Source organism: Streptomyces sp. NPDC088915 (assembly GCF_044749825.1).
GTDB lineage: Bacteria > Actinomycetota > Actinomycetes > Streptomycetales > Streptomycetaceae > Streptomyces.
Map to the genome: position 1 here is coordinate 102,988 of NZ_JBIVIR010000020.1, position 26,450 is coordinate 129,437.

Annotated in this window: 27 protein-coding genes and 1 tRNA gene; 14 read left to right on the plus strand and 14 right to left on the minus strand. The window is 74.1% G+C overall.

The window, feature by feature from the left end; all coding sequences use genetic code 11:
* Nucleotides 1-172: 172 nt before the first annotated feature.
* The 3 genes from ACIP5O_RS31145 (at nucleotide 173) to ACIP5O_RS31155 (ending at nucleotide 2,949) form a co-directional block, all read left to right on the plus strand.
* Nucleotides 173-1,033 (plus strand): hypothetical protein, encoded by an 861-nt coding sequence (locus ACIP5O_RS31145; protein ID WP_401299341.1) that lies wholly within the window; start codon nucleotides 173-175, stop codon nucleotides 1,031-1,033.
* Between the two features lie 385 nt (nucleotides 1,034-1,418).
* On the plus strand, nucleotides 1,419-2,210 hold the full coding sequence (locus tag ACIP5O_RS31150; protein WP_401299343.1) for an IclR family transcriptional regulator: 792 nt from the start codon (nucleotides 1,419-1,421) through the stop codon (nucleotides 2,208-2,210).
* Nucleotides 2,211-2,283: 73 nt separating this feature from the next.
* Nucleotides 2,284-2,949 (plus strand): TetR/AcrR family transcriptional regulator, encoded by a 666-nt coding sequence (locus ACIP5O_RS31155; RefSeq protein ID WP_401299346.1) that lies wholly within the window; start codon nucleotides 2,284-2,286, stop codon nucleotides 2,947-2,949.
* A 34-nt stretch (nucleotides 2,950-2,983) separates the two neighbouring features.
* Here the strand turns inward: ACIP5O_RS31155 and ACIP5O_RS31160 are convergent, their stop codons facing one another.
* Nucleotides 2,984-3,868, minus strand: a complete 885-nt coding sequence (locus ACIP5O_RS31160) for an alpha/beta hydrolase (RefSeq protein ID WP_401299349.1) — start codon at nucleotides 3,866-3,868, stop codon at nucleotides 2,984-2,986.
* 520 nt (nucleotides 3,869-4,388) lie between these two features.
* On the opposite strand from ACIP5O_RS31160, the gene ACIP5O_RS31165 reads away from it, so the two are divergent.
* On the plus strand, nucleotides 4,389-4,583 hold the full coding sequence (locus tag ACIP5O_RS31165) for a hypothetical protein (protein WP_051716123.1): 195 nt from the start codon (nucleotides 4,389-4,391) through the stop codon (nucleotides 4,581-4,583).
* Between the two features lie 65 nt (nucleotides 4,584-4,648).
* A complete protein-coding gene (locus tag ACIP5O_RS31170; RefSeq protein WP_401299352.1) occupies nucleotides 4,649-6,742 on the plus strand; it encodes an MDR family MFS transporter in 2,094 nt (697 codons plus the stop codon).
* A gap of 38 nt (nucleotides 6,743-6,780) precedes the next feature.
* On the opposite strand, the gene ACIP5O_RS31175 is transcribed toward ACIP5O_RS31170, so the two are convergent.
* A complete protein-coding gene (locus ACIP5O_RS31175; RefSeq protein ID WP_401299355.1) occupies nucleotides 6,781-7,254 on the minus strand; it encodes a YchJ family protein in 474 nt (157 codons plus the stop codon).
* Between the two features lie 109 nt (nucleotides 7,255-7,363).
* Here ACIP5O_RS31175 and ACIP5O_RS31180 point away from each other — a divergent pair, with 109 nt between their 5' ends.
* Together ACIP5O_RS31180 and ACIP5O_RS31185 are read left to right on the plus strand one after the other, a co-directional pair.
* Nucleotides 7,364-8,707, plus strand: a complete 1,344-nt coding sequence (locus ACIP5O_RS31180; protein WP_401299358.1) for a 6-phospho-beta-glucosidase — start codon at nucleotides 7,364-7,366, stop codon at nucleotides 8,705-8,707.
* Nucleotides 8,708-8,791: 84 nt separating this feature from the next.
* On the plus strand, nucleotides 8,792-10,705 hold the full coding sequence (locus tag ACIP5O_RS31185; protein ID WP_401299361.1) for a M64 family metallopeptidase: 1,914 nt from the start codon (nucleotides 8,792-8,794) through the stop codon (nucleotides 10,703-10,705).
* Nucleotides 10,706-10,802: 97 nt separating this feature from the next.
* Here the strand turns inward: ACIP5O_RS31185 and ACIP5O_RS31190 are convergent, their stop codons facing one another.
* From ACIP5O_RS31190 to ACIP5O_RS31200, 3 genes are all read right to left on the minus strand, one after another.
* On the minus strand, nucleotides 10,803-11,621 hold the full coding sequence (locus ACIP5O_RS31190; RefSeq protein ID WP_401299364.1) for an SAM-dependent methyltransferase: 819 nt from the start codon (nucleotides 11,619-11,621) through the stop codon (nucleotides 10,803-10,805).
* Nucleotides 11,622-11,694: 73 nt separating this feature from the next.
* Nucleotides 11,695-11,931: a DUF397 domain-containing protein gene (locus ACIP5O_RS31195; RefSeq protein ID WP_030215754.1), complete on the minus strand. Its 237-nt coding sequence runs from the start codon at nucleotides 11,929-11,931 to the stop codon at nucleotides 11,695-11,697.
* Nucleotides 11,932-12,807 carry a helix-turn-helix domain-containing protein gene (locus tag ACIP5O_RS31200; protein ID WP_401299367.1) on the minus strand — a complete coding sequence of 292 codons (876 nt, stop codon included), beginning with the start codon at nucleotides 12,805-12,807 and terminating at the stop codon, nucleotides 11,932-11,934.
* A 263-nt stretch (nucleotides 12,808-13,070) separates the two neighbouring features.
* On the opposite strand from ACIP5O_RS31200, the gene ACIP5O_RS31205 reads away from it, so the two are divergent.
* The 3 genes from ACIP5O_RS31205 to ACIP5O_RS31215 all read left to right on the plus strand — a co-directional run bounded on the left by ACIP5O_RS31205 (nucleotide 13,071) and on the right by ACIP5O_RS31215 (nucleotide 14,790).
* Complete coding sequence (locus ACIP5O_RS31205) at nucleotides 13,071-13,508, plus strand: ATP-binding protein (protein WP_388664538.1); 438 nt, start codon at nucleotides 13,071-13,073, stop codon at nucleotides 13,506-13,508.
* A 77-nt stretch (nucleotides 13,509-13,585) separates the two neighbouring features.
* Nucleotides 13,586-14,044 (plus strand): hypothetical protein, encoded by a 459-nt coding sequence (locus ACIP5O_RS31210; protein ID WP_401299412.1) that lies wholly within the window; start codon nucleotides 13,586-13,588, stop codon nucleotides 14,042-14,044.
* 35 nt (nucleotides 14,045-14,079) lie between these two features.
* Nucleotides 14,080-14,790, plus strand: coding sequence for a class I SAM-dependent methyltransferase (locus ACIP5O_RS31215; RefSeq protein ID WP_401299370.1), 711 nt, complete (start codon nucleotides 14,080-14,082; stop codon nucleotides 14,788-14,790).
* 67 nt (nucleotides 14,791-14,857) lie between these two features.
* Here ACIP5O_RS31215 and ACIP5O_RS31220 read toward each other — a convergent pair.
* The 7 genes from ACIP5O_RS31220 to ACIP5O_RS31250 all read right to left on the minus strand — a co-directional run bounded on the left by ACIP5O_RS31220 (nucleotide 14,858) and on the right by ACIP5O_RS31250 (nucleotide 20,046).
* Nucleotides 14,858-14,942: transfer RNA gene (locus tag ACIP5O_RS31220), tRNA-Leu, on the minus strand.
* A gap of 323 nt (nucleotides 14,943-15,265) precedes the next feature.
* A complete protein-coding gene (locus tag ACIP5O_RS31225; RefSeq protein WP_401299373.1) occupies nucleotides 15,266-15,922 on the minus strand; it encodes a class F sortase in 657 nt (218 codons plus the stop codon).
* A 165-nt stretch (nucleotides 15,923-16,087) separates the two neighbouring features.
* Nucleotides 16,088-16,726 carry a hypothetical protein gene (locus ACIP5O_RS31230; RefSeq protein ID WP_401299376.1) on the minus strand — a complete coding sequence of 213 codons (639 nt, stop codon included), beginning with the start codon at nucleotides 16,724-16,726 and terminating at the stop codon, nucleotides 16,088-16,090.
* Nucleotides 16,727-16,887: 161 nt separating this feature from the next.
* Nucleotides 16,888-17,856 (minus strand): beta-ketoacyl-ACP synthase III, encoded by a 969-nt coding sequence (locus tag ACIP5O_RS31235; RefSeq protein WP_401299378.1) that lies wholly within the window; start codon nucleotides 17,854-17,856, stop codon nucleotides 16,888-16,890.
* A gap of 191 nt (nucleotides 17,857-18,047) precedes the next feature.
* Nucleotides 18,048-18,431, minus strand: a complete 384-nt coding sequence (locus ACIP5O_RS31240; RefSeq protein WP_401299381.1) for a (2Fe-2S) ferredoxin domain-containing protein — start codon at nucleotides 18,429-18,431, stop codon at nucleotides 18,048-18,050.
* Nucleotides 18,428-18,949, minus strand: coding sequence for an isochorismatase family protein (locus tag ACIP5O_RS31245; RefSeq protein ID WP_401299384.1), 522 nt, complete (start codon nucleotides 18,947-18,949; stop codon nucleotides 18,428-18,430). Before ACIP5O_RS31245 ends, ACIP5O_RS31240 begins: the two co-directional genes overlap by 4 nt.
* 56 nt (nucleotides 18,950-19,005) lie before the next feature.
* Entirely contained in the window at nucleotides 19,006-20,046 is a 1,041-nt protein-coding gene (locus tag ACIP5O_RS31250; RefSeq protein WP_401299387.1) for a bile acid:sodium symporter family protein, read from the minus strand.
* Nucleotides 20,047-20,248: 202 nt separating this feature from the next.
* On the opposite strand from ACIP5O_RS31250, the gene ACIP5O_RS31255 reads away from it, so the two are divergent.
* The 3 genes from ACIP5O_RS31255 (at nucleotide 20,249) to ACIP5O_RS31265 (ending at nucleotide 24,216) form a co-directional block, all read left to right on the plus strand.
* Complete coding sequence (locus tag ACIP5O_RS31255) at nucleotides 20,249-21,115, plus strand: LysR substrate-binding domain-containing protein (RefSeq protein WP_401299389.1); 867 nt, start codon at nucleotides 20,249-20,251, stop codon at nucleotides 21,113-21,115.
* A gap of 285 nt (nucleotides 21,116-21,400) precedes the next feature.
* The gene (locus tag ACIP5O_RS31260) at nucleotides 21,401-23,224 is read left to right on the plus strand and encodes an AMP-dependent synthetase/ligase (protein WP_401299392.1); all 1,824 of its coding nucleotides are present in this window, start codon (nucleotides 21,401-21,403) and stop codon (nucleotides 23,222-23,224) included.
* Between the two features lie 197 nt (nucleotides 23,225-23,421).
* Nucleotides 23,422-24,216 (plus strand): aldo/keto reductase, encoded by a 795-nt coding sequence (locus ACIP5O_RS31265; RefSeq protein ID WP_401299415.1) that lies wholly within the window; start codon nucleotides 23,422-23,424, stop codon nucleotides 24,214-24,216.
* Nucleotides 24,217-24,296: 80 nt separating this feature from the next.
* Here the strand turns inward: ACIP5O_RS31265 and ACIP5O_RS31270 are convergent, their stop codons facing one another.
* The gene (locus ACIP5O_RS31270) at nucleotides 24,297-25,031 is read right to left on the minus strand and encodes a class I SAM-dependent methyltransferase (protein WP_401299418.1); all 735 of its coding nucleotides are present in this window, start codon (nucleotides 25,029-25,031) and stop codon (nucleotides 24,297-24,299) included.
* Nucleotides 25,032-25,092: 61 nt separating this feature from the next.
* Entirely contained in the window at nucleotides 25,093-25,398 is a 306-nt protein-coding gene (locus ACIP5O_RS31275) for a 4a-hydroxytetrahydrobiopterin dehydratase (RefSeq protein WP_401299394.1), read from the minus strand.
* A gap of 102 nt (nucleotides 25,399-25,500) precedes the next feature.
* On the opposite strand from ACIP5O_RS31275, the gene ACIP5O_RS31280 reads away from it, so the two are divergent.
* Nucleotides 25,501-26,334: a helix-turn-helix domain-containing protein gene (locus tag ACIP5O_RS31280; protein WP_401299396.1), complete on the plus strand. Its 834-nt coding sequence runs from the start codon at nucleotides 25,501-25,503 to the stop codon at nucleotides 26,332-26,334.
* The last annotated feature ends 116 nt before the right edge of the window (nucleotides 26,335-26,450 follow it).

A 26,450-nucleotide genomic window follows, 5' to 3' on the forward strand; every position in this document is an offset into this window, starting at 1 on the left:
CGAAAGGGTTTGTCAGGTGATCCCGCATGGGCGAGGATCACCGCATGACGACCAGAAAGGGCCATGCCGCGTAGGCGCCCCGCTCCGCTCTCCCGCGCTCGCGCGCCACCGGGCCCTGCTCCCCCGCAGCCGCCCGACCGCACCCCGCGACCGCCCACCGAGGAGAGCCCCCGTGCACGAGATCGCCCTCGTCCCCCACGCCCGTCTGCCCCGCGCGCACCACGACCGCCGTGTCCTGGGCAGTACCGTCGACGCCTTCGGCGCCGCGCACTGGCTGCTCGCCGAGCGCGCCCCGGAGCCGGGTGGTGACGTCCACCCCTTCGACGCGCTGGTCGTCTCCGTCCACGACGGCGGTGCCGTCGAGACCACCGAACTGAGCGCCGTACGGACCCGGTGGCCCAAGTTGGACCGGCTGCCGGACGGCGGCTTCGTCGTCGCCTCGTCCCGCGACCGCCGGGGCGACGAGAGGAGCCAGGTCCAGGTCTTCGACGCGCTCGGCCGCGAGACCTGGAGCTTCCCCGTCGGGGACGCGATCGAGCACCTGCTCGTGGACGGGGCCGGCGACCTGTGGGTCGGGCACTTCGACGAGAACCCGCTGGGCATCCGCCGCTGGAGCGCGACGGGACAGATCAGGTGGGCGTCCGGGGACGTTCCCGGAGCCGGGTGGATCATGGACTGCTACGCCCTGAACGTGTCCGGCACCGGCGCCTGGGCCTGCCCGTACACCGACTTCCCGCTCCTGGAGATCAGGCCCGACGAGCCCGTGAGGGTACGGGCCAACACCGTGCGGGGCGCGAACGCGGTGGTGGTGCACGGGGAGCGGGTCGCCTTCTTCGGCGGCTACCGCGGGGAACGGGACCGGATCGCCCACGGCGAGCTCACCGAGACCTCGGTCGAGCCGACGGACGTCGCCCGGCTCACCCGGCCCGACGGCGGCGCTCTCGGCCGCCGTCGGGCCGTCGCCCGGGGGAGCAGGGTCTACGTCCAGGAGGAACCCCTCGTCGAGTGGGGCGTCTTCGACCTCGGTGCGTGAAGCGGGTGGCGCGGTCGGCGGCGGTGCCGGTGGCGAGGGAGACGGGCACGCCCCGGGCGGAGACGGCTCGGACGGAGACGGCCGGACGGAGACGGCTCGGGCGGGACGGCTCGGGCAGAGACGGCCGGACGGAGACGGCTCGGGCAGAGACGGCTCGGACGGAGACGGCCGGGACCGGCTGTCGTTCGCGTCGGCGACGGGCGAAGTCAGCGACGAGTGCGGCGCGTTGGCCGGAACCTTGCCACGGAAGTCCGGTCGCCCACCACACGTCTCCCACCATGCGGGATTGCTTGTGAACGGAGTGTTTCCGACCTCGCCGGACCGCTGATTCGGCTCCCGCCATGTGGGAGCGTGGGGGCCCGATCACCCACGGGGAGCGAACCCTATGACGACCGAGGCCGGCATCGCCCGACCCCCGGCGGGCGCCCAGGCGGTCCGCCGCGCGCTGGACGTGCTGCACTGTTTCCACGACAACGGGCCCGATCTGAGCGCCTCCGACCTCGCGCGGCGGCTCGGGCTCTCCACCTCCACGGCGCACCGGCTCGCCCGGACGCTGCTCGGCGCGGGCTTCCTCGAACAGGACGCCAGGACGGCCCGCTACCGGCTCGGTCCGGCGATGACGGAGCTGGGCCGCCTCTCGTACCACCAGCGGGGACTGCACCTGGCCGCGCCCGAGCTGTCCGACCTCGCCGAACGGACGGGCGCGACGGCCGACCTGGCGCTGCGCAGCGACCCGCACGTGGTGATCGTGGCGGGCGGTTCGGTGACCCCGAAGGTGGGTCTGCGCAGACCGCTGCACTCGACGGCGCTCGGGAAGGTGCTCCTCGCGTGGCCGAGGGCGGGCGAGGGCGGACCGCGCTCGCTGCCGCCGCTGTACGCGTTCACCGAGCGGACCATCGTCGAACCGCCCCTGCTGGCGGCCGAGTTGGAGCGCGTACGGGAGGCGGGGTACGCGCTCGACGACGGCGAGTCGGCCCACGGGGTCCGGACCGTGGCCGTGCCGGTCCTGGAGCGGGCGGGTCACGCGCGGTTCGCGCTCGCGCTCCGGGCGACCCCGGAGCTGATCACCGACGAGCGGCTCGACCGGTACCTCGCGCAGGCGCGGACGACGGCGCGCGCCCTGGAGGTGCTGCTGCTCGCCCCGGCGGAGCGGCGCGGCTTCGACGAAGGGGCGTGAGGGAGCGGGACCCCCGGGCGGACGGGGCCGTGACGAGAATTCCGCACGGTCGTGCGTTCAGTACGATGGAGGCATGAGCGGCAGCACCGGCGGTGCCGGCACGAAGACGGACGGGCGCGTCGAGCGCGGCAACCAGACCCGGCGCCTCGTGCTCGGCCGGACGATGGACATCGCCTCGGTCGAGGGCCTCGAAGGCCTGTCCCTGGGCCGGATCGCGACCGAGCTGAACCTGAGCAAGAGCGGTGTCTTCGCCCTCTTCGGCTCCAAGGAGGAGCTCCAGCTCGCCACCGTCAGGGCCGCCGTCTCCGTCTTCTCGCACCGGGTCGTCGCCCCCCTGCGGGACGTGCCGCCGGGGGTCGTGCGGGTGCGCGCGCTGTGCGGGAACTGGCTCGCGTACTCCTCGGAGCGGGTCTTCGCGGGCGGCTGCTTCTTCTACGCGGTCTCCGCCGAGTTCGACGCCCGTACGGGTCCGGTCCACGACGCCGTCGCCCGGGCCCGCCGGGAGTGGGCCGCGTACGTGGAGCGGACCCTGTCGGAGGCGCGTGCCGCCGGGGAGCTCGCGGCGGACCTGGACGTGGAGCAGACGGCCTTCGAGGTGATCGCCCTGATGGAGGCGGCCAACGCGCACTCGGTGCTGTTCGACGACCCCCGGGCGTACGACCGCGCCGAGCGGGGCATCGCGGCGCGGCTGCGCGGCGCGGCGACGGACCGGGGCCGGGAGGCCCTGGAGGCCGCGTAGCTCCTCCGCCCCTCCCCGGGCCACGGCCACCGGTTCAGCCGGTCGCCACCCGCTCCCCCGGCGCCTCGACCGCCGGTGCCGTCACGAACTCCACGGCCTCGGCGACGACGGCCGGGTCCTTCAGGATGCGCCGGTGGCCGAGGCCCCGGGTGGCGACGAGCCGGGCGCGGTCGCCGTGGGCGCGCAGGAGCAGGCGCGACTGGGAGGGGGAGACCATGCCGTCCTCCTCGTCGTGGAGGAGCAGGACGGGCGCCCCGAGCGGTTCGGGGTCGCGGTCGGCCTCCAGGCGGTGCCAGAGGTCGGGCTCGCCCGGTGCGAGCCGGCGTTCGACGTGGCCGCGCAGGGCCCGGACCACCCGCTCGTCCACGCCGAGGAGGCCCTGGAAGCCCGTCGTGAGGTACGTGAAGGAGCCGACCGCGCCGATGCCGACGAAGCGGGCCGTGCGCACGCCGTCCCGCAGCGCGAAGAGGGAGGCGAGGGCGCCGAAGGAGTGTGCGACGACGGCGTCGAAGTCGCCGTGCCGGGCGTGCAGCCGCCGGATGACCTCCCGGTACTCGATGATGTTCGACGCCCGGCCCGGGGACTCGCCGTGGCCGGGCGCGTCGAAGGCGACCGGGCTGTAGCCGCGCGCGAGCAGCGCTTCGGCGAAGGCGCCGAGGCGGGAGGCGCGCGAGGACCAGCCGTGGACGAGCAGGACGGGCCGCCGGCCGTCGCCCCAGGCGTAGGTGACGACCTCCTTGCCCCGGACGCGGAGGCGCTCGACGCGGGCGGCGGCCATGACCGCCTGCTCGTCGGGCTTGGGCCGGGCCCGGCCGAGCGGGCGGACGAAGAGGTGGAAGGCCAGGCGGCCGGCCGGGCCGGGGGCGACGCGGGCGGTGGCGTTCAGGAAGGCGCGGACGAGCGGAGTCATCGGGTGCATGCCGGATCTCCTCGGTGACCAGGGTGTGAAAAAATGCTAGCACGACCGTTCGTGTTGTTTCATGGCGAAGAGGCGCGAAGGGAAAGTGGGCGGGAGGGTGCGAGCACATACCCCTCTCACTCCGAAAGACTCCGGACCGACGAGTGAGATCCTTCACATTGCGCCGGAATTGGATCATCCCCACCACCCCCTCCCCGGGCCGCACGGTCGCCGAACGCGCGGCCGATACGCAGAGAAGATGCGCAAACCGCCGTCGGCCACGGACCCCCGCACCTGCGGGAACGTCCAGCGGAAGATCGTCCTCCACACCCGGTCCGCTCCCCCGCCGCCCCCTCGGCCCGCCGGCGGTGCCCGGGACCGTTGCCGTCCCGCGACGTCTCCGTGCCCGAACCCGCCACCCCATCCGGTACGTATGAGGGGAGAGACTCTTCCGTACGCTTCCCGGACCCACTAGGACTGACCCGTGATCACCTCGCCCTCGCGCCTCGTCCCCGTCCCGATCCCCGACCGCGTGGCCGCGATGATCGGCGCCTGTCTGCCGCTGCACGTCCTCCAGGCCGAGGTCGACGCGGACTGCGCGGCGCGCGAGGTGTACCGGTTCCGGGGGCCGCTCTGCGCCGAGGACCGGGCGGACCGCGAGCACGCCCTCGCGGCGCTCGCGCGGGCCAACAAGATCCTCGCCAAGCACCACCCCGAGCTGCCCGTCACCCCCTGACGGGGCGCCACCTGTCCGGCCGTCCCCCGCATGCGTGGGGGCGGGGCCGGTGTGACGCTGCGAGGGTGACCACGACCAGCGACGCAGCGCCCGCGCCCCCGGCCGCCACCGAACCGCCCGTGCTCGACAGACGCCGCCGCAACATCGTCTTCGGCACGATCATGCTGGGCGTCCTCCTCGCCGCCCTCGACCAGACGATCGTCGGCACCGCCCTGCCCACGATCGTCGCGGACCTGGGCGGCGCCGCCCACATGTCCTGGGTGGTCACCTCGTACCTGCTCGCCGAGACCGTCGCGACCGTCCTCGTCGGCAAGTTCGGCGACCTCTTCGGCCGCAAGGTGATCTTCCAGATCTCCGCGGTCGTCTTCATCACCGGCTCGTTCCTCTGCGGACTCGCCACCAACATGACGCTGCTCATCGTCTGGCGCGGCCTCCAGGGCATCGGCGCCGGCGGTCTGATGGTCACCTCGATGGCGCTCATCGCGGACGTGATCCCGCTGCGCGAACGCGGCAAGTACCAGGGCGCGATCGGGGCCGTGTTCGGCGTCTCCACCGTCATCGGACCGCTCCTCGGCGGTCTGTTCACGGACCACCTGAGCTGGCGCTGGGCCTTCTACGTCAACGTGCCCATCGCGATCCTGGTCGTGATCGCCGCCGCCCGCACGATCCCCTCCGTCCGCTCGGCGAGCAGGCCGGTCATCGACTACGCGGGCATCGCGCTCGTCGCCGTCGGGTCCAGCGCCCTGATCCTGGCGACGAGCTGGGGCGGGAACGAGTACGCCTGGGGCTCCGGCGTCATCATCGGGCTCTTCGTGGGCGGGATCGTCGCCCTGGCCCTGTTCTGCCTGGTGGAGACCCGGGCGGCCGAACCGATGCTGCCCATGCGCCTCTTCGGGAACCCGGTCTTCACGGTCTGCTCCGTGCTCAGCTTCGTGGTCGGCTTCGCCATGCTCGGCGCGATGACCTTCCTGCCGACCTACCTCCAGTACGTCGACGGGGACTCCGCGACCGTCTCCGGCATCCGCACCCTGCCCATGGTCGTCGGCCTGCTCATCGCGTCGATCTTCAGCGGCAACGTGGTCGGCAAGACCGGCCACTACCGGATCTTCCCCGTCGCCGGCTGCCTGGTGATGGGCGTCGGGCTCTATCTGCTCTCGCTGATGGAGCCGGGGACGAGCACCTGGCTCGCCTCCCTGTACATGTTCGTCCTCGGCACCGGCATCGGCCTGTGCATGCAGGTCCTGACCATCGCCGTGCAGAACACCGTCGACTACGCCGACCTGGGCACCGCCACCTCCGGCGTCACCTTCTTCCGTACGCTCGGCAGCTCCTTCGGCACGGCCGTCTTCGGCACGATCTACGCCAACTCCCTGGGGCCCCGCCTCACGACCGGGGTCGGGGAGGCCTCCGCCGTCGCCGGGGGCCTCGGGCTCGACCCGGCCACGGTCGGGCGGGCCGCGCAGAGCCCGGCCGGGGTGCACGGCCTGCCGGACGCGGTCGCGGAGCCGATCGTGGACGCCTACGCCGACACCCTCCACACCGTCTTCCTGTGGACCGTGCCCGTCGCCGCCGTCGGCTTCCTCGTGGCGCTCTTCCTCAAGCAGGTGAAGCTGCGGGACTCGGCGCGCGCCGCCGCCCCCGACATGGGCGAGGGCTTCGCGTCGCCCACCACGTCCGGGGACTCGGCGAAGCTCCTCGAACTGTCCGTCGGGCGGGTCCTGCGCCGCACCGACCCGGACACGGCCCGGCGGATCGTCGACGCGTCCGACACCCGGCTCGACGCGGCGGGCGCGTGGGCGGTGATGCAGGTCGAGCTGTACACCCGGACCGTCGGGCACGCGAGCCTCGGCCTGATCGCGGCCGGGCGGCGGGTGCCGCCGGAGGTGCTCCTGCCGGTCTTCGACCGGATGGTCGACGAGGGCTTCCTCACCCGCGACGGCAGCCTGCTCTCCCACACCCGGGCGGGCGAGCGGGAGGCGGAGGTCATCACGCACGCCTGGGGGTCCTGGCTCGCCGACCGCGTCGAGCGGGAGCGCGGCCGGCCCAGCGGCCCCGAGCTGCGGGTGGCGACGGACGCCATCGCGAAGAAGATCGTCGCGGAGGACCTGGCGAGCGGCATCCCGCGCTCGGGGTCGCGCGCGGTGGCGGGGGCCCGCTGAGGCCCGCCGGGCCCGGCCGTGATCCGCCGGGTCCGGGGCTACTCGTCGGCGACGTCCCCGTCCACGTACACCCACGCCCCTTCGTGGCGGGCGAAGCGGCTCCGCTCGCGCAGCGCGCCCGGGGCGCCGCCGTGGACGTAGCGGGCCGTGAAGGTGACGGTGCCGCGCCGGTGGAAGGCGGTGCCCTCGGTGGTCGCCTCGATCTCCAGGCCGGCCCAGCGCAGCCCCGGGTCGAAGTCGACCTCGGCCGGCCGCGTCTCCGGCGCCCAGGTGCGCAGCAGATAGGGCTCGTCGCGGACGACGAAGGCGCTGTAGCGGGAGCGCATCAGGAGCTCGGCGGTGGGCGCCGTGCCGCCCGTGCCCGAGTGGAAGCGGCCGCAGCACGCCTCGTACGCGGCGTCGAGACCGCAGGGGCAGGGCGATTCCGGGGTGACGGAGGGGGCGGCGGGGGCCGGGGCGGTGCGGGGTGCGGTACGGGGCGCGGTGCGGGGGCGGGTCTTGCGTCGGGACATGGCGTCATTGTCCCCCGGCCGCCGCCCCACTCGGCCCCGGCCGCCGCCCCGCCCGGTCCCGGCCCGTGTGCGCGGGGTCCCGGCGGGGGCGTCCGAGTAGCGTACGGGCATGGAACTGACGATTCTCGGAGGCGGCGGATTCCGGGTGCCGCTGGTGTACGGCGCCCTGCTCGGCGACCACGCCGAGGGGCGGGTCACCCGGGTCACCCTGTACGACCTCGACGAGGGACGGCTCTCCGCCGTCGCGCGGGTCCTCGCGGACCAGGCCGAGGGGGTGCCGGACGCGCCGGCGGTGACGGTGACGACGGATCTGGACGAGGCGCTGCGCGGGGCGGACTTCGTGTTCTCGGCGATCCGGGTCGGCGGCCTGGAGGGCAGGGCGGCGGACGAGCGGATCGCGCTCGCCGAAGGGGTGCTCGGGCAGGAGACGGTCGGGGCGGGCGGGATCGCGTACGGCCTGCGGACCGTGCCCGTCGCGACGCACATCGCCCGGCGGGTCGCGGAACTCGCCCCGGACGCCTGGGTCATCAACTTCACCAACCCGGCGGGCCTGGTCACGGAGGCGATGTCCCGGGTCCTCGGCGACCGGGTCGTCGGCATCTGCGACTCCCCCGTGGGCCTGGGCCGCCGGGTCGCCCGGATCCTGGGCGCGGACCCGGACGAGGCCTGGATCGACTACGTGGGCCTCAACCACCTGGGCTGGCTGCGGGGGCTGCGGGTCGGCGGCCGGGACGAGCTGCCGCGGCTGCTCGCCGACGAGGAGGCGCTCGGCTCCTTCGAGGAGGGCCGGCTCTTCGGCCCGGAGTGGCTGCGCTCGCTCGGCGCGGTCCCCAACGAGTACCTGCACTACTACTACTTCAACCGGGAGGCGGTGCACGCCTACCGGACCGCCGAGCGGACGCGCGGCGCGTACCTGCGCGACCAGCAGGGCGCCTTCTACGAGGAGATGGGCAGGCCGGACACCCCCGCCCTGGCCGCCTGGCACCGCACGCTCGCGGACCGGGAGGCCACCTACATGGCCGCCAACCGGGAGGCCGCCGGGGTCGGGGAGCGCGACGAGGAGGACCTGGAGTCGGGCGGCTACGAGAAGGTGGCGCTCGCCCTCATGCGGGCCATCGCGCGCGACGAGCGGACGACGCTGATCCTCAACGTGCGCAACGGCACGACGCTCTCCGTGCTCGACGCGGACGCGGTGATCGAGGTGCCCTGCCTGGTCGACGCGAACGGCGCCCGGCCGGTGGCGGTGGCCCCGCTGCCGTACCACGCCGTCGGTCTGGTGACGTCCGTGAAGGCGGTGGAGCGGGAGGTGCTCGCGGCGGCGGAGGGCGGTTCGCGGGAGACGGCGGTCAAGGCCTTCGCGCTGCACCCGCTGGTGGACTCGGTCGCGGTGGCCCGCCGGCTCGTGGAGGGGTACGCGGCGGCGCACCCGGGGCTCGCGTACCTGCGGCGCTGAGCCACCGGAGCCCCCGTACGGCCGTCCGACACGGCCGACGGACGTCTTCCGCGGGGGCGGGGGCGCGGCCTAGGCTCGCGCCCCATGACCTTAACGAACAAGGGAGTTCGGCGGGGCGCGGCCCGGCTCGTCGCGGCCTGTCTGCTGGCCGCCGGGCTCGTGGGAACGGTGCCGGCGGTGGCAAAGACGCGAGCGGCCGACGGACGGCCGGCCTCCGCCGGGGAGCCGGTCGTCGTCCCGGTGCAGACCTCCGGGCCCGCGGAGCGGCGGTTCAACCTGGTGTTCATGGGCGACGGCTACACCGCCGGGGAGATGCCGGAGTTCCGGGCGGACCTCGAACGGCACCTGAACACCCTGTGGAGCGTCGAGCCGTTCGCCTCCTACCGCTCGTACGTCAACGTGTGGGCGGTGGAGGCCCCTTCGGCGGAGTCCGGGGTGGACTGCGACCCGGGGCTCGACGCGCCCGCCCGTGACACCGTCCTCGACATGGGCTTCTGGGGCGGCTGCGACCCGGGCAGCGTGCAGCGGCTGCTGACCGTCGACGGCCGCAAGGCCGCCGCGCTCGCCGACCTCGTCCCCGGCACGAGCGCCGCCAACCGGCAGGTCGTCGCCCTCGCCCACAGCTCCACCTACGGCGGCGCGGGCGGCGGTTACGCGACCGCGTCCGGCGGCAACGCGCTCTCCGCCCTTATCACCCCGCACGAGCTCGGGCACTCGCTCGGCGGCCTCCAGGACGAGTACGACTACTACGCGCGCGGGGTGCCGGGCGGGACGTACTCCGGCCCGGAGCCGGCCTCCGCCCACCACACGCTCCTGACCGGGCGGCAGATGCGGGAGCAGCGGGCCAAGTGGTGGCGCTGGCTGGGCGAGGAGAGCGAGTCCGGCGGGGTGATCGGCCGGTACGAGGGCGGTCTGTACAGCACGGCGGGGGTCTGGCGGCCGAGCCGCCACTCCCTGATGAAGACGCTCGGCTACGCCTTCGACCAGGTGGAGCGCGAGGTGATGGTCCGGGCGATCGCGGCGAAGGTGAACCTGGTCCAGGACCACACGCCGAACGCGGCGCCGATCGGGGCGGACCGGTCGGTGTGGGTGGACGTCCTGCACCCGGTGGGCGGTGAACTCGCCGTGACCTGGCGGCTGGACGGGCGGGTCCTGGACACGCGCGGCGCCCGCGCCGTCGACCTGCGGGGGTTCCGCCTCTCCCCCGGCCCGCACGCGCTGACGGCGACGGTCACCGATCCGACGCCGTTCGTCCGCGATCCGGCGGTCCGGGCCTCCGAGGCGCTCACCCGGACCGTCCGCTGGACGGTGGACCCCTCGCTCGTCACCGTGCGGGGGCCGGCCGGGGCGGCATTCACCGGGCACACCCCGACCGGCTCCCCCGTCGGCGCCCGGGGCGTCGTGCACGCGGACACCACCCACGCGGTGGACGGCACCCCGGCCGTGCGCTGGCGCCTCGACGGGCGTCCCGTGGCGACGGGCGACCGCAACGACCGCGACCTGGACCTGGGCGCGCTGCGGGTCGCCCCGGGGACCCATGTGCTCACGGCCCGGCTCGCGGGCACGGGCGAGGAGTTGCGGTGGGAGGTCGACGCCCGTCCGGCCACGGCCGCGTACGAGCTGTCGGAGCCGCTGCGGACGGTGCGGCGGCCGGGGCGGCCGGTGGAGTACGTCTACGACGGGGCGTTCACGATGCGGCTGACCGCGCGGGACGACCGGGAGGGCGCGGTGGTGAGCCGGTTCCGGGTCGACGGCGACGGCTGGTACACGTACTACGGCTGGCCGACGGACGCGGACGCGCCCTTCCGCTTCTCGCCGGGCGGCACGGTGATCGACGACCTGGTGTACGGGAAGCTGGGCCGGAGCCGTGCGGTGCCGTGGGACGACGCCGCTCCCGACTACGGCACCCACACGGTCGAGTACCGCGCGGTCGACGCGGCCGGGAACGAGGGCCCGGTGCGGAGCTTCCTGGTGACGCTGGTGCCGCCGAGGGGCTGACGCGGGTCGGCCCCGTGGACCGGTGGGGTCCACGGGGCCGGTGGCGCCGTTCGCGAAGGTACGGGGCCGCCGTTCGCGCCGTTCGTACGGGGTGGGGTCAGGGCTTGCGGGCCACGCCGGCCCAGCCCGGGATGGGCTCGTCGCCCGGGACCGGGACGGGCTCGCCCAGCTCCGGGTGCCACTCGGCGGTGAGCGAGACGCCCGGCTCGACGAACTCCAGGCCGTCGAAGAACGCGGCCAGTTCGTCGCGCGAGCGGGGCCGCAGGGTCAGCCCGCGCGCCTTGTACAGGGCGGCCGCCTGCGCCGCTCCCTCGGGGTTGAAGTCCCCGGTGACGTGGGAGAGGACGAGGTAGCTGCCCGGCGCGAGCTGGTCGACGAGCTTGGAGACCAGCTCGTACGCGCCGTCCTCGTCCCCGACGAAGTGCAGCAGGGCGAGCATCGACAGCGCGATGGGCCGGTCGAAGTCGAGGACCTTCCCGGCCCTTTCGAGGATGACCTCGGGCTCGCGGGCGTCCGCCTGGATGTACTCGGTGGCCCCCTCGGGGGTCGAGCGCAGCAGGGCGGCCGCGTGCGCGAGCACGATCGGGTCGTTGTCGCAGTAGACGATGCGGGCCTCCGGCGCGGCCTCCTGCGCGATCTGGTGCAGGTTGGGCTCGGTGGGGATGCCGGTGCCGATGTCCAGGAACTGGCGGACTCCGTGGGCGCTGAGCCAGCGGATGGCGCGGTGCATGAAGGCCCGGTTGACCCGGGCCATGTCCCGGCCCCGGGCGTCGACGGTGAGGAGCTGACGGGCCATCGCCTCGTCGACCGGGTAGTTGTCCTTGCCGCCCAGGAACCAGTCGTACATGCGTGCCGGATGCGGCTTGCTGGTGTCGATGCGTATCTCGGTCCGCGGGACAGCGGGGTCCTGGGTCATCGGCTCTCCTGGTCGGGATGAACGGGTGGCGCTACGGCAAGAGTTACGTGACGGTGGGGGTGGGACGGAAGGGCTAGGTGAGCAGAAAGTCGGCCTGACCGGATTTCGCCCCCCGGATGAAGGCTTCGATCTCCCCGTGGGTGTAGATGAGCGCGGGTCCTTCAGGGTCTGCGGACTGTCGCACGGCGACCCTGCCGTCGGCCAGTTTCATGGCCTCCACGCAGTTGCCCCCGTTCCCGCCGCTCCAGGGCTTGTGCCATCCCTCGGCACCGAGCTCCGCGGCGGGCATGCCGTTGTATATGCGATCCATTCACAGCTCCTTGCGGAGATTCCGGAGAATCTCCTTCGTGCGTTGTGCAGTCGCGGCCTGAGCCGCCATGCGGTCCATGACCTCCAGGTGGGACGCCACCTCGGGACGCGCGTCGAGATAGACGGCGCCGGTCAGGTACTCGCTGTAGACCATGTCCGGGAGTTCGGGCATGGCGAAGCGGAAGAGGACGAACGGTCCGTAGGTGCCGGGGTGGTGGCCGGACGCGAACTCCGCGATCTGCAGGGTGACGTTCGGCAGCTCGGACGCTTCGAGCAGCCGGTCGAGCTGGTCGCGCATCACTTCGGGCCCGTCACCGACCGGCCGGCGGAACACCGTCTCGTCCATGATCACCCAGAACTTGGGGGCGTCGTCCCTCAGCAGCAGGGACTGGCGCTCCATCCGCAGGGCTACATGCCGCTCGGCGTCCTCTTCCCTGGCGGCGTCACTGCCGCCTCCGACCGCCCCGCTGCGCAGAATGGCGCGGGCGTACTCCTCGGTCTGGAGCAGACCGGGGACGAACTGGGGCTCGTACGCCCGGATGAGGCTCGCGGCCCCCTCCAGGCTGACGTACATGGAGAACCAGCCGGGCAGCACGTCGTGGAACCGCTGCCACCAGCCGGGGAGGTTGGCCTCCTCCGCGAGGGCGACGAAGCCCTCGGCCTCGGAGTCCGTGATCCCGTACTCCTTGAGCAGGAGCTGGACGTAGGGGATCTTCAGCGCGACTTCGGCGGTCTCCATCCGCCGGACGGTGGCCGGGGCCACCCGGAGGATCTTCGCGGCCTCTTCCCTCTTCATGCCGGCCCGCTCGCGCAGGTCCTGCAACCGCTTTCCGAGGACGACCTGTCCCACCGTGGGGGCGGACCGCGGCTCGCTCACTCCCAGACCTCCCCGACGCGCTGTTTTCGACGAGTGTGCCACGAAGCCGGGCCGGAGAGAACACGGCACTCTGCAATTTTCAGAGTGCCACTTGCCAAGTGTCCGGCTCAGGAGGACAGTGTTCCGGTGAACCAGTACACGCTGCCGTCGTGCGCCTCCGCGCCCCGGCGCGGCGCCGTACGGCAAGTCCTGCCCACTGTTGTGAGGAACCGGTCGTGGCTTCTGGTAACGCGCAGCCTTCAGGTCTCATGAGTCCCCGCGTCATGGCCCAGCGCCCACAGCCCCAGACCGATACCGGCGCCGTGCGGCGCTTCGCCTTCGAGCTTCCGGCCCTCACGGCGTCGGTCGCGCGGGCCCGGCGCCTCGCGGAGGAACGGCTCATCATCTGGGGCTGCGGTCCCGAGATACGCGACACCGTGTCCCTGATCGTCTCGGAGCTGGTCACCAACGCCGTCGTGCACACCGCCAGCGGCCGGTTCGTCTGCGAGCTCCGCGAGGGCGAGGAGAAGCTGCGGATAGCGGTGCGGGACGAGGGCGGCCCGGCGGGGCCGCGGATCCGCGACTGCGGCGAGGACGAGCGCGGCCGCGGGCTGATCATCGTCGACGCGCTGTGCAGCGCGTGGGGCGCCGAGCGCACCGGCCACGGCACGTCGCAGACCGTCTGGGCCGAGCTGGCCCACGGCACGGGGGAAGCGTGCTGAGGTCGATGGCGGACCGCATGCTGCCGCGGGCCCGCCGCCACTCCGGTCTCGGCCTGGTCCCGGCCGCCGGCCGCCCCCTGGAACTCCGTCTCGAACGGGACGACCGCCGCGCCGCGGACGTCCCCTCCCGCGAGAACCCGGGGCCGGCGGGCCCCGTACGCTCCCGACGGCCGGACGCCACCACCCGGCTCGCCGTCCCCGCCGACCTGCACCCCGGCCTCGGCCGCGACGCCGTCGGGGTCCCGGCCCGCTTCGGCTTCAAGATCCTCTCCCGGCTGCCCGTCAACGGCTGCGTCTACGCCGACGCCGACTGGTGGTGGTGGCTCGTCCCGGCCGGCTCCGACCTGGACCTGACCTGGCCGCTGCCCGCCTGCTACGCGTCCGGCGCGGTGATCCCGGACCGCCGGCCCCGGCTGATCCACCACCCCGACGGCACCTCGCCCTACACGCCGCCGATCCCCCTGTACCTGCTGACCTGCCAGCTGACGGGCGTCGCCCCGGCCTGGTCGGCGTCCTCGGTACGCAGCGCGCTCTGACGCGCACGGGCCGGCACGGCATAGGGTCGGGGGTCATGTTCACTCCGCAGGGTCCGACGCTCCGCGAACTGACCGTCCAGGCCCTCTCCTCGGTGGAGCACGGCTACGACCTGCTCGCGCACAAGTTCGACGCGACTCCCTTCCGCACCTCCGACCGGCTCCTGGACGCGGTGACCCGCACCCTGGAGGCCCTCGGCCCGTTCGACTCGGGCCTCGACGTCTGCTGCGGCACCGGCGCGGGGCTCGGCGTCCTCCGCGCGGTCTGCACGGGCCGGGTCACGGGGGTCGACTTCAGTACGGGCATGCTGGCCGAGGCCCGCCGCGCCCACCCCGACGCCGACCTGGTCCGCGCCGACGCCCTGGACCTGCCCTTCGGCCCCGTCTTCGACCTGGCGGTCAGCTTCGGCGCCTTCGGCCACTTCCTGCCGGAGGAGCAGCGCGTCCTTTTCGGCCAGGTCCACGCCGCCCTCCGCCCGGGCGGCACCTTCGCCTTCCCCCTGCCGGCCCCGCCGCGCGTCGGCTCGCGCCCCTACTGGATCCTGTGGGGCTTCGACACGGCGATGCGGGCCAGGAACGCGCTCCGGCGCCCGCCCTTCGTCATGTACTACCGCACCTTCCGCCTCGCGGACGTCCGCGCCCGCCTGGAGGCGGCCGGCTTCGACGTCAGCCACGTCCCGGTCGAGTCCCTGGGCCGCCGGGGGGACGGCAGCCCGGTGTGCCGGCTGGTGGTGGCACGGAAAGGCTGAGGGGGCGGGGCGCGGCCGCATACGAGAAGTGCCGGTCGATGCGAGATCGACCGGCACTTCTTCTCTGTGTCCGAGGGGGGACTTGAACCCCCACGCCCGATAAAGGGCACTAGCACCTCAAGCTAGCGCGTCTGCCATTCCGCCACCCGGACCGGGTGTTTGTCGTCTCGGGGTTTCCCCCGCGGCGACAGAGATAACTCTACCAGGGGTTTCAGGCGCCTTTCACCAGCGTTTTCCGTGGTCAGTGGGGTGGGGCGGCCCCGGCGACCTCGATCCGGTCCGGAATGTCCGGACGTACGCACGAGGGGCGCTTTCGCCCGTACGGAGCGTGATGCGGGGCTGTGGGAGCCCGACGCCCCCCGACGCCGGCTCCGTGGGAGTCACCTTGACGACCGTCCTGCGGTCCAGGCCAATGTTTCGGAGGGAGTCCGTCAGGTCGGCCCGGGCCCCTTGGCGAGGGTGACGGCGAGCGGGGTCAGCGGACTCCGGTCAGCCGGGCCGAGACCACCACGTTGCCCTCGTAGCCGCTCTCCTCCGTGAACGTGCCGCCGCAGGTGATCAGGCGCAGTTCCGGCCGGCCGGAGTCGGCGTAGACCCGCCGGGCGGGGAAGCCCTCCTTGGGGACGACCTCGACCCCGTACACGGTGAAGACGGCGGTCCTGCCGTCGCGGCGGAGGACCTCGACGCGGCTGCCCCCGCGGACGGCGCCGAGGTCGTAGAAGACGGCCGGTCCGCCCGGGGTGTCGACGTGTCCGACGACGACGGCGGTGCCGCGCTCGCCGGGGGTGACCGCGCCGGTGAACCAGCCCGCGAGCCGGTCGTCCTCTGGCGGCGGGGCCTCGATCCAGCCGTCGGCGTCGAGCCCGACCCCCGTGACGGGCGCGTCGACGCGGACGGCCGGGACGCGGACCCGGGTCGGGGGCGAGGCGGGCAGCGGGCCGGGTACGGACACGGGGGCGAGGACGGCGGCGTCGGCGCGGGTGCCGTCGGGGGTGGCCGCGGCCAGGGGCTGCGGCGGGTCCGCCGCCCGCAGTTCCTCCGCACCGCCGCGTACGAGGTGCACCCCCACGAGGAGGACGACCGCGACGAGGCCCCAGGCGCCGTGCCGGCCCGTACCGTCCGTTCGCTCCACTCCCGTTCTCCTCCACGACGACACGATGTCCGCGACGGCACGATGTCCGCGACGACCACACGACCGCGGTGATCGCGCGGTCGTGTGGTCGCGCATGGCGCCCCTCCGTCCCGGACCTCGTCACACCGGGGCGGAGGGGCCGTCAGGGCCCCCCGGTCCCGGCCGTCAGAGGCGGCCGTCGGCGGTGCGGCGGCGGGTCAGGGCGACGGCGGAGCCGAGCGCGCCGGCGATGAGCAGGACGCCCGTCACCACCTCGGCGGTGCCGAGCCCGTCGGTCCCGTACCCGGCCTTCACGCCCTTCTGGGCGCCGGTGTGGGTGTCGGGGCGGCTGCCGGTGTCGTGCCCGCCGGTGCCTCCGGCCTCGGTGGGGTCGAGGGGTGCGACGGGTTCGGCGGGTCCGACGGGAACGACCGGGTCGGCGGGGTCAGTGATGCCGGCGTCCTGTTCCCAGGTGCCGCCCCCGGTGACGGTCAGGGTGGTGGTGCCGCGTTCGCCCTTGCAGTCGAAGGTGATCTCGTACTGGGCGCCGGCCTTCGCCTCGGCGTCCACGGTCGCGGTGCCCGGGCGGCCCTCTTCGAGGGTCACGGTGTCGAACACTCCGGAGGTGACCGTCACGGACGGCTCCTCGCAGCCCTCGGACGTGAGGGTGACGGTGCCGCCGGGGGCGACCGTCGCCGGGGTGACGGAGAAGCCGAACGACGTGATGGTGCCGTCGTCCTCGACCGCCAGGGCCGCCGGGCCCGCCGTCATCACGGCGGCGGCACCGAGCAGGGCGGCGGAAGCGGCACCCCGTATCGCGCGCATGGCGTTCCTCCAGTCGCGGGAGGGCCCGGACGCGGAGCGGTTCCGCTTCCGGAAACACGACCCTCACCGCGTTCGAAGCTAGGTCCGCCTCCGGCGCGCCGCCACCGGTCTCCGCCGAACGGGGCACGGGCGCCTCCCCCGCCCCGGCCGCGCGGGATCCGTCACGGGACCCGGACCACCTGGCCCGCGTACGAGAGGTTGCCGCCGAAGCCGAAGAGCAGGACCGGGGCGCCGGAGGGCAGTTCGCCGCGCTCGACCAGCTTGGACAGGGCCAGCGGGATCGAGGCGGCGGAGGTGTTGCCGGAGTCGACGACGTCGCGGGCCACGACCGCGTTGGCGGCGCCGATCTTCGCGGCGAGCGGCTCGATGATGCGCAGGTTGGCCTGGTGGAGGACCACGCCCGCGAGCTTGTCGGGGGTGATGCCGGAGCGCTCGCAGGCCTGACGGGCGAGGGCGGGGAGCTGCTGGGTCGCCCAGCGGTAGACGCTCTGGCCCTCCTGGGCGAAGCGGGGCGGGGTGCCCTCGATGCGGACGGCGTGGCCCATCTCCGGGACCGAGCCCCACAGGACGGGGCCGATGCCCGGGGCGGGCCCGTCCCCGCCCCCGTCGCCGGTGGGCTCGACGGCCTCGACGATCGCGGCGCCCGCGCCGTCGCCGACGAGGACGCAGGTGGTGCGGTCCGTCCAGTCGGTCACCTCGGTCATCTTGTCGGCGCCGATCACCAGGACGCGGCGGGCCCCGCCGGCCCGTACGGCGTGGTCGGCGGTGGCCAGGGCGTGGGTGAAGCCGGCGCAGACCACGTTGAGGTCGAGGGTGGCGGGCCCGGTCATGCCGAGGCGGGCGGCGACGCGGGCGGCCGTGTTCGGCGAGCGGTCGATCGCGGTGGAGGTGGCGACGAGGACCATGTCGACGTCGTCGGGGACGAGGCCGGCGGCGGCCAGGGCCTTGCCGGCGGCGTGCGCGGCGAGTTCGTCCACGGGCTCGTCGGGGCCCGCGACGTGCCGGGTGCGGATGCCGACCCGGCTGGTGATCCACGCGTCGTCGGTGTCGACGAGTGCGGCGAGGTCGTGGTTGGTCAGCACCTTGGCGGGCTGGTAGTGCCCGAGCGCGGCAATGCGAGTGCCCGTCATGCTCAGGGTCCCCCTAGGTGATCGGTCGTCCGGCAGGACCACCCAGTCTTGCCAGCGACTGATGGGTAACCGGTGACGTAAACCACCAACATTCGCCCGTACCGCTTGGCCGACCGTGACAAGGGCCCGTGGGGGGCACGGGCGCCGCCCGGGTCCGTGCTCCACGGGTTCCGTACGGACCCGGACGCGGCTCAGTTCTTCGGCGGGTCGACCAGGTGGAGGGCCAGGGTCGCCGGGGGCGGGGCGATGCCGGGGCCGCCGGCCTCCGCCCAGGCGAGGATGTCGTCGAGGCAGTCGTCGTCCAGGGTGAACCCGACCCACGCGGCCCGTCCGCCGCGCCGCCGGCCCTCGGTGGAGGGCTGCACCACGACGATGTTGGCCTGGGCGCAGGGCCCGAGGCAGTCGCTGGTGCGGACGGCCAGCCGGCCGCCGGAGGCCGCGGCGGCCGCGCGGAGCCGGGCGAGCTGGGCCTCGTGGTCGGTGCCGGGGTTCTTGCGGGCGTCGCCGCAGCAGCAGCCGCGGCAGACGACGAGGGAGCAGGGGCGGGCCCCGTACCGTATCGGCACCGGGGTCACTCCGGGCCGTCCAGGGTGATCGCGGCGACGGGGGCGACCGTGCCGAGGCGGGGGAAGTCGAGGGCGACGGAGGCGCGGTGCTCGTCGGCGGTGAGGGCGGACATGGCGTCCTCGGCGAAGACGAGGTCGTAGCCGAGGTCGCAGGCGGCGCGGGCGGTGGACTCGACGCCGAGGTTGGTGGCGACGCCGCCGAGGACGAGGGTGGTGGCGCCGAGGCCGGAGAGCAGCTCGTGGAGGCCGGTGTCCTGGAAGCCGCCGATGGTGCGCTTGACGACGACCGGGTCGCCGTCCCGCACGAGGTCGGGGACGAGCTCGCTGCCGGGCGGCTGGGCGGCGGTGTTCGGGCGCTCGACGCGGAGGTGGACGACGGGCGCGCCGGCGTCCCGGAAGGTGTCGGCGAGCCGGGCGGAGGCGGCGAGGACGTCGGTGCCGGGGCGGGGGGCGAGGGGCAGCGCGACGATGCGTTCCATGAGGTCGACGAGGACGAGCGCGGTGCGGCCGGGATCGAGTGCGGGCATGGGAGCACCGTAGCGGCCCCGATGATCATCCAGGGCTGCCCGGGGTGTGATCCGGCCTACGCCACCTTCTCTTCGGGGAGGGCGTGCGCGTGGGGTTCCGGGGCGGTCGGTTCCCCGTCGTGGGCGCGGCGCTTGGCGATGACCGCGCAGACCATCAGCTGCATCTGGTGGAAGAGCATCAGCGGGAGGACGGCCAGGGAGGCCTGGGGGCCGAAGAGGACGCTGGCCATCGGGAGTCCGGCCGCCAGGCTCTTCTTCGAGCCGGCGAACTGGATGGCGATCCGGTCGGCCCGGTCGAAGCCGAGGCGCCCGGCCCCGTACCAGGTCACCGCCAGCATCACCGCGAGCAGGACGGCCTCGACGGCGAGGAGCAGGCCGAGCCGGGCGGGGGTGACCAGGTGCCAGATGCCGGCGACCATGCCCTGGCTGAAAGCGGTGTAGACGACGAGCAGGATCGAGCCCCGGTCCACGTGTCCGAGGACCTTCTTGCGGCGGACCAGGAAGCCGCCGACCCAGCGGCGCAGGAACTGGCCGGCGAGGAACGGCACGAGGAGCTGGAGGACGATCCTCAGGATCCCGTCGGCGGAGAGGCCGCCCGTACTGCCGCCGAGGAGCGCCGCCGCGAGCAGCGGGGTCAGGACGATGCCGGCGAGCGAGGAGAACGAACCGGCGCAGATCGCGGCGGGCACGTTGCCGCGGGCGATCGAGGTGAAGGCGATGGAGGACTGGATGGTGGACGGCACCAGGCAGAGGAAGAGCAGCCCGTCGTGGAGCTGGGGCGTGAGCACGGCGGGGACGAGTCCGCGCGCGGCCAGGCCGAGGAGCGGGAAGAGCAGGAAGGTGCAGCCGAGGACGGTGAGGTGGAGCCGCCAGTGCCGGAGGCCGTCGAGGGCCTCGCGGGTGGAGAGCCGGGCCCCGTAGAGGAAGAAGAGGAGGGCCACGGCCGCGGTCGACGCCCCCTCCACGACGGTCGCGGCGGTCCCGGAGGCGGGCAGGAGCGCGGCGAGGACGACCGTGCCGAGCAGCGCCAGGACGTACCCGTCGACGGGCAGCCGGGAGAGGGGGCGGAGGGCGCGGCCGGTGGTGCGGGGGGTCATGGGCTCCACTGTCTGTGTGCTGCGGCGGACGGGGCGCGGGTACGAGTACAAGCACGGGTGAGGGGCGGGTACGGGCACGGGTACGAGTACAAGCACGGGTACGGGCGCGGGTACGAGCGCGTCCATCCTGCTCCACGGCCCGGTGATCGGGAATCCCGTACAGCCCTCTGACTGTCATCACGCACCGCGATAACCTCGGCCCGTGTACGAGCCCACCCAGCTGCGCACCTTCCTCGCCGTGGCCCAGACGCTGAGCTTCACGCGGGCCGCGGACCGGCTCGGGCTGCGCCAGTCGACCGTCAGCCAGCACGTGCGGCGTCTGGAGGAGGCGACCGGGCGGCCGCTCTTCAATCGGGACACGCACCGCGTGGAGCTGACCGAGGACGGCGAGGCGATGCTCGGCTTCGCGCGGACGATCCTCCAGGCGCACGAGCGGGCGGCGGCGTTCTTCGGCGGGACGCGGCTGCGCGGGCGGCTGCGGTTCGGCGCGTCGGAGGACTTCGTGACGACCCGGCTGCCGGAGATCCTGGAGTCCTTCCGGCGCGAGCACCCCGAGGTCGACCTGGAGCTGACGGTCGGGCTCTCGGGGGTGCTCCAGGCGCGGCTCGCGGCCGGCCGGCTCGATCTGATCCTGGCCAAGCGGCGGGGCACGGAGAGCGGGGGCCGGCTCGTCTGGGAGGACTCCCTCATCTGGATCGGGTCGCCGGGGCTGCGGCTCGAACCGGACCGGCCGGTGCCGCTCATCCTGTACCCGCCGCCGGGGATCACCCGGGCGCGGGCCCTGGAGGCCCTGGAGGCGCAGGGCCGGGCGTGGCGGATCGCCTGCACGAGCTCCAGCCTGAGCGCGAACGTGGCGGCGGCCCGCGCGGGGCTCGGGGTGATGGCGCACACCCGGGGCCTGGTGCCGCCGGGGCTCGTCCCGGTGCCGGCCCGCGCGGGCCTGCCGGACCTCGGCGAGGTGGGCTTCGTGCTGCGGAAGGGGCGCCGGGGCGGGGAGACGCAGGAGGCGGCCGACGCGCTCGCGGAGGCGATCCTGGCGGGCGGCGACCGCCTGCACCGCCCCCGCTGACGGAGCCGCCGGTTCCGCGCGGGCGCGCCGCGCGAGGGGTCCGCCGTGAGCGGTCCGTACAGATTCCGTGGAGATTCGCGCCCGGCGGGCGTACCGCCCGGTACGCAATCCCCCGGCCGCGCCCCCGACTTGGCTCCTCCACCCATTCTGACCTGTGGGAACGGCGAATGTCCCGGCTTGGTGAAGGTCCTCCCGCCGGGCAGGCGGGTGGGGTACCGTCGCCCGCGCCGTACGGAGAGCGACCAACGGGCTTTTTCAGCCATCGAGCCGTCGAGGAGCAGGTCAGTGCGCGAGTTCACCGTGCCGCCCGTCGAGGCGGCGCCTCAGGTCGGCGGTCTGGCGGACGCCGTGTTCGCACACGCCCTGGCCGACCCGGACCGGATCGCTTTCGGCCGCAAGGGCCCGGACGGGGAGTGGCGGGACGTGACGGCCGCCCGGTTCCGGGACGAGGTCCTGGGCCTCGCGAAGGGGCTGGTCGCGGAGGGGGTGCGGTTCGGCGACCGGGTCGCGATCATGGCCCGCACCCGGTACGAGTGGACGCTCTTCGACTTCGCCCTGTGGACGCTGGGCGCGCAGCCCGTGCCGGTCTACCCGACCTCCTCGGCCGACCAGGTCCTCTGGATGCTGCACGACGCCGAGGTCACGGCGTGCGTGGTGGAGCACGAGGACCACGCCATGACGATCGGCTCGGTGGTCGACCGGCTGCCCCGGCTCCGGCGGCTGTGGCAGCTGGACGCGGGCGCGGTGGAGGAGGTGACGGCGGCGGGGGCCGGCATCGACGAGGAGGTCGTGCACCGGCACCGGCGGGCGGTGACCCCCGAGACGGTGGCGACGGTCATCTACACGTCGGGCACGACCGGACGGCCCAAGGGCTGTGTGATCACCCACTCCCACCTCATGTTCGAGACGGACATGGTGACGGGCCGCTGGGAGCCGGTGTTCCGCTCCCGGTCGGGGGAACAGGCCTCGACGCTGCTCTTCCTGCCGCTGGCGCACGTCTTCGGGCGGATGGTGGAGGTCGCGGCGGTCCGGGGCGGGGTGAAGCTGGGGCACCAGCCCGTGATGGCGGCGGCCGAACTGCTCCCCGATCTGGCGGCCTTCCGGCCGAGCTTCGTCCTGGCCGTGCCGTACGTCTTCGAGAAGGTCTTCCGCGCGGCCCGGCGCAGGGCGGAGGGCGAGGGGAGGGCGGGCCCCTTCGACAAGGCGGTGGAGGTGGCGGTGGCGTACGCGGAGGCGCTGGAGCAGAAGGCGTTCGGGCGCGGGCCCGGGCCGTCGGCGGCGCTGCGCGTCCAGCACCAGTTCTTCGAGAAGACGGTGTACGGGAAGGTGCGCGGGGCCCTGGGCGGGCGGGTCCGGCACGCGATGTCGGGCGGTTCGGCCATGGACCGCGGGCTGGGCCTCTTCTTCGCGGGGGCGGGGGTCACGGTCTTCGAGGGGTACGGGCTCACGGAGTCCTCGGCGGCCGCCACGGCCAATCCGCCGGAGCGGATCAAGTACGGCACGGTCGGGCAGCCGGTGCCGGGGACGACGGTGCACATCGCGGAGGACGGGGAGGTGTGGCTGCACGGCGGCCAGGTCTTCTCCGGCTACCTCAACGACCCGGAGGCGACCGCCGCCGTCCTCAACGACGGCTGGCTGGCCACCGGGGACATCGGCAGCCTCGACGAGGACGGCTATCTGACGATCACCGGGCGGAAGAAGGAGATCCTGGTGACGTCGGGCGGCAAGAGCGTCGCCCCGGGCGCCCTGGAGGAGCGGGTGCGGGCGCATCCGCTGATCGCCCAGTGCATCGTCGTCGGCAACGACCGGCCGTACGTCGCCGCCCTGGTGACGATCGACCAGGAGGCGGTGGAGCACTGGCTCGCGATGCAGGGGCGGCCACCGCTCGCCCCGGCGGAGCTGGTGCGCGACCCGGCCCTGGAGACGGAGATCCGGCGGGGCGTGGTCGCGGCGAACACGCTGGTCTCGCAGGCCGAGTCGATCCGGACCTTCCGCATCCTGGCGCACCCCTTCAGCGAGGAGCACGGGCTGCTCACCCCTTCCCTGAAGCTGAAGCGGAGGGCGATCGAGCGGGCGTACGCGACGGAGGTCGCGGCGCTGTACGGCTGAGACGGGGGCCGGCCGGTGCGGGGCGGGGCGGGGCCGGTGCGGGATCCCGGACAACCGTAACGCCCGTCGCGGAATGCGCGGCGGCCCGTGATCGTTGACGCTGGGAGTACCCCCGTACGACCACACGACGTAAGGATCTCCCTCACGTGAGCACGGACAGCAAGGTTCCCCAGGTCACCCTGAACAACGGCGTGCAGATGCCGCAGCTCGGCTTCGGCGTCTGGCAGGTGCCGGACGACGAGGCGGAGAAGGTCGTGGCGACCGCCCTGGAGGCCGGCTACCGCTCGATCGACACCGCCGCGATCTACGAGAACGAGAAGGGCACCGGCCGCGCCGTCGCCACGGCCGGGATCGCGCGCGAGGACCTGTTCGTCACCACCAAGCTGTGGAACGGCGAGCAGGGCTACGACACGACGCTGCGCGCCTTCGACGCCTCCCTCGACAAGCTGGGCCTCGACTACGTCGACCTGTACCTGATCCACTGGCCGGTGCCGGCGAAGGACGCGTACGTCGACACGTACCGGGCGTTCGAGAAGATCCTCGCGGACGGGCGCGCGAAGGCGATCGGCGTGTCGAACTTCCTCCCGGAGCACCTGGAGCGGCTGATCGGCGAGACGTCGGTCGTGCCCGCCGTCAACCAGATCGAGCTGCACCCGCAGCTCCCCCAGCAGGCCTCGCGCGAGGCGCACGCCCGGCACGGCATCGTGACCGAGGCGTGGTCGCCGCTCGGCCAGGGCAAGGGGCTCCTGGAGGTCCCGGCGATCGTCGCGATCGCGCAGAAGCACGGCCGGACCCCGGCCCAGGTGGTGCTGCGCTGGCACCTCCAGCTCGGGAACGTGGTGATCCCGAAGTCGGTCACCCCCTCGCGCATCCGCGAGAACATCGACGTCTTCGGCTTCGAGCTGGACGACGAGGACCTGGCCGGGATCGCCGCCCTCGACGAGAACCGGCGCCTCGGCCCGGACCCGGCGGAGTTCCACGTCGGCGCCTGACCGTCCGCACGGAGGACACCGGGGGCGCCGGGGCCGTTTCGACGGTCCCGGCGCCCCCGGCGCGTACGGCCGGGCGGGGGTCAGCTCCGCTTGACGAAGGAGGCCAGCCGGTAGCGGGGGTCGAGGCGGCGCCGGTCCTGGTCCGGCAGGATGGCCAGGGCGGCGGCGAGCGCGTCGACGGCGGCCGGGTCGCCGCGGAACCAGGAGGCGAAGTGACCCGTGCGCAGCTTCCGTGCGGTGTCGCGCGGGGTGCCGCCCTGACCGTGGCCGGAGAAGTGGGTGCCGGGAGCGGGGTCGAGGCCGTGGGCGGCGGCGGCCCGGGTGATCCGGCCGGAGCCGTCGGAGGCCGCTCCGGTCGAGCGGTGGGGGCGCAGGACCGCGTCGACGTCGCTGCCGACGTCGTGGGCCGCGTCCTTGTCGACGGTGGTGATCAGGACCCCGCCGGGCCGCAGGACGCGGGCGGCCTCCGCGACGACGTCCGCCGCGAAGGGGACGAGGTGGAGCAGCCAGACCGCGCAGACCGCGTCGAGGGAGGCGTCGGGCAGCGGGAGGCGCCGGGCGTCGGCGCGCACGGTCCGGCCCGGCACCCGCCCGGCGGCGACCCGCAGCATCGCGTGCGCGGCGTCGGCCCCGTACACGCGCAGGCCGGGGCGGACGAGCCGTTCGGTGACGAGGCCGGTGCCGCAGGCCAGGTCGAGCAGGGTGCGGGCGCCGGGCGGCACGAGCCGCAGGACGGCCGCGGCCGCCGCCTCGGCCCGGGGCACGCCGCCCCGGGTCCGGTCGTAGTGCGCTGCCTCGGTCTCGTAGTCGAGCACGGTCTCCGCCATGGCGGTGATCCTACGGAGGCCCGTGGGGCCGGGGCGGGCCGGGAACGGGTCAGCGGGCGCCGTGGCCGGGGGCGATCCGTTCGACGCGTTCGGCGAGTTCGAAGTCCTTCTCCGTGAGGGCGCCGCCGGCCGAGTGGGTGTGGACGGAGAGGGCGACCGAGTCGTAGCCGAGCGTCAGGTCGGAGTGGTGGTCCAGCTCCTGCTGGATCTGGGCCACGTGGACGACGAGGGCGGTCGCCGCGAAGTGGTCGCCGAGCCGGTAGGCGCGGGTGAGGCGGTCGCCCTCGACGGACCAGCCGGGGAGTTCCCTCAGACGGTCCTCGATCTCCTTCTGGGACAGCGGTTCTGTGGGCACGGCGGTGCTCCCTCCGGTGGGGTGGCGGGCGGGCGGCGGTGAAGGTGCGCGGGGGTTCCCGGGAAAGGTACCCGGCCCGCCCCTCTGGGATACCGTCTGGCCATGACGACCGTCGTGAACGACACGGGAGTGGGGCCGCTGCTGCGCGGTTGGCGGGAGCGGCGCCGGTTGAGCCAGTTGGAGCTGGCGCTGCGGGCGGGTTCGTCGGCGCGGCACATCTCGTTCGTGGAGACGGGCCGCTCCCGGCCGAGCGAGGAGATGGTCCTGCGGCTCGCCGAGCACCTGGAGGTGCCGGTGCGGGAGCGGAACGCGCTGCTGCTCTCCGCCGGTTACGCCCCCCGGTACACGGAGTCGCCGCTCGACGCCCCGCGCCTGGAGGCGCTCCGGGAGGGCGTCGAGCGGCTGCTGCGGGGGTACGAGCCGTACCCGGCGCTCGTGGTGGACGGCTCGTACACGGTGGTGGCGGCCAACCGGGGGGTGCACCTGCTGCTCGACGGGCTGCCCGAGCACCTGCTGGCCCCGCCGCTGAACGCGATGCGGATCGCCCTGCACCCGGAGGGCCTGGCGTCCCGGATCCGGAACCTGCGGGAGTGGCGGGCCCATCTGCTGTCCCAGATGGAGCGTCAGATCGGCCTGGTCCGCTCGGAGTCGCTGCGCGCGCTGTACGAGGAGGTGGCGGCGTATCCGCCGCCTCCCGGCGCGGAGGACGGACCGGAGGGGGCGGAGGCGGAGCCGTATCCGTACTTCGCGCTGCCGATGCGGATCGAGCACGACGGGCGGGTGCTGTCGTTCGTGTCGTCGATCTCGACGTTCAACACCCCGATGGACGTGACGGTCGCCGAGCTGGCCATCGAGACGCTGATCCCGGCCGATCCGGAGACGGCCGCGTACCTGCGGTCGCTCGCGGAGGCCGAGGAGGCGTCTTCTAGCGGCTGACGGTCCGCAGGGCGGTCCACTGAGCCTCCGCCAACTTGAAGACGCAGGTCAAAGGGCTGGTGTGACCGCTCCCCGGGGTACTCGTGCTGGCCGTGGGCGGAAGTCCGCTGAGAAGA